1 pseudogene is annotated in these 1,451 nt (G+C 62.8%); it reads left to right on the top strand.

Features of this window, described 5'->3' with window-relative positions:
- Window positions 1–370 precede the first annotated feature (370 nt).
- A pseudogene (locus AC0L3I_RS36810) lies at window positions 371–844 on the top strand (IS91 family transposase); the annotation flags it as partial.
- Window positions 845–1,451: the final 607 nt, after the last annotated feature.

Genomic DNA, 1,451 nt, shown 5'->3' with positions numbered 1-1,451 from the left:
TGCGTTCAGCCATTTATCGATCATCCGTCGGATGACGCCGTCCGTGACTCGCTGGTCGAGGAACGCCCGGAGGTGAGCGTGCGGAATCGAGTCGAAGTACGCCAGAACCTCGCCCTTGGCGGTTCCGACGATGCTGCCCCCGGGCTACCCACGCCGAAGGCCTCCGCATGCACATAATCTCGAGGCTGACACATGGCTTCAGCATCCGCTGTCTACGCTTCACGAGCGGCGTTGCCGTCGCCCATGCAAGACTCGCTTCCGGCTGGCGGGCTGCGCCTTTGCCGGGAGGGGGTCGAACCCTCTGGATCGCTTCGAAAGGTTTCAGGATCTACATTCCATTCTCCTTTCCAGGGCTTAGCCTGTCGCAAGGGTGGTCTACGCCAAGCCCCCGTTCGGCGGTCCCGAGGCCGTGCTGGCCTATCTCAGCCGCTACACCCACCGTGTCGCCATTTCGAACAGCCGCTTGATCAGCGCGAATGCCGAGACTGTCACCTTCCGCTGGAAGGATTACCGGATCAAGAACGGTGACCGTCAGAAGGTCATGCGGCTGGCCACCGACGAGTTCATTCGCCGCTTCCTGATCCACGTGCTTCCCGACGGATTCCACCGCATCCGCCATTACGGCCTGCTGGCCGGAGCAGGCCGCAAGGCCATTGTCGCCAAGATCAGGACACTGCTCGGGGCGGAAAGGCCATCGCAGGATGAAGCGCCAAGCGCCGAGATCATCCCGCTCACCCTGAGGCAGCCATGTCCACGCTGCGGCGGCCCGATGCACATTGTCGAGATATTCCGTCGCGGCCAGCAGCCCAGATCCCGTGCGCCACCGAAGGAAAAGGCCGCATGACGAGATGCCCGTCACATTGCCCAAAGCTGAGCCCGATCTGCCCTGCATACCGGGATAATGTCGCTTTGCACCAGCCTTTGCCGAACACGGCAAAATCGCCGAGACACGACGGCAGACAGCCTCAAGAACCAAGCCCCATCACATCATCGGCAGCTTTTGGGCCAACCCGATTGCTGCTGTCGTGCCCGCCGGTCACCGCCAGCCCCGCGCTTTCCCCATAGGATCCACCCTACACCCCGCGGCTTCCCCCTTGGGAGGTTTTCCAACGCGGGCCGATGTCGATCCAGCCCCAACCCTCGTGCCGCGGCCCGCATCGAAAAACCTTCACCAAACCGGTCCTTGCTGGGCCGATTTGGCGGCTCGTAAGCGGACGTTGCCCGGAACAGCGACTTTGCACCGTTCCTGCTTCCAATTGAAATCAGCTACGGCGCTAGGTGACCCGGCTCCAGTCATTCCCAAAGCCGGCGGCTTCTTCAAGCCGCCGATCAGCGGCATGGAAGTGGCATGTTACTCAGCCCGCTTGGGCGCGATGAACGTCCATAGGGGGCGATGCTGACGTCGCGACTTTGCCAAGCTGGAAGACCTCCGTCGCCTCGCCGCGGCCGCG

The sequence above is a fragment of the Mesorhizobium sp. WSM4840 genome, assembly GCF_055811755.1.
This window is presented reverse-complemented; position numbering and strand designations above follow the sequence as displayed.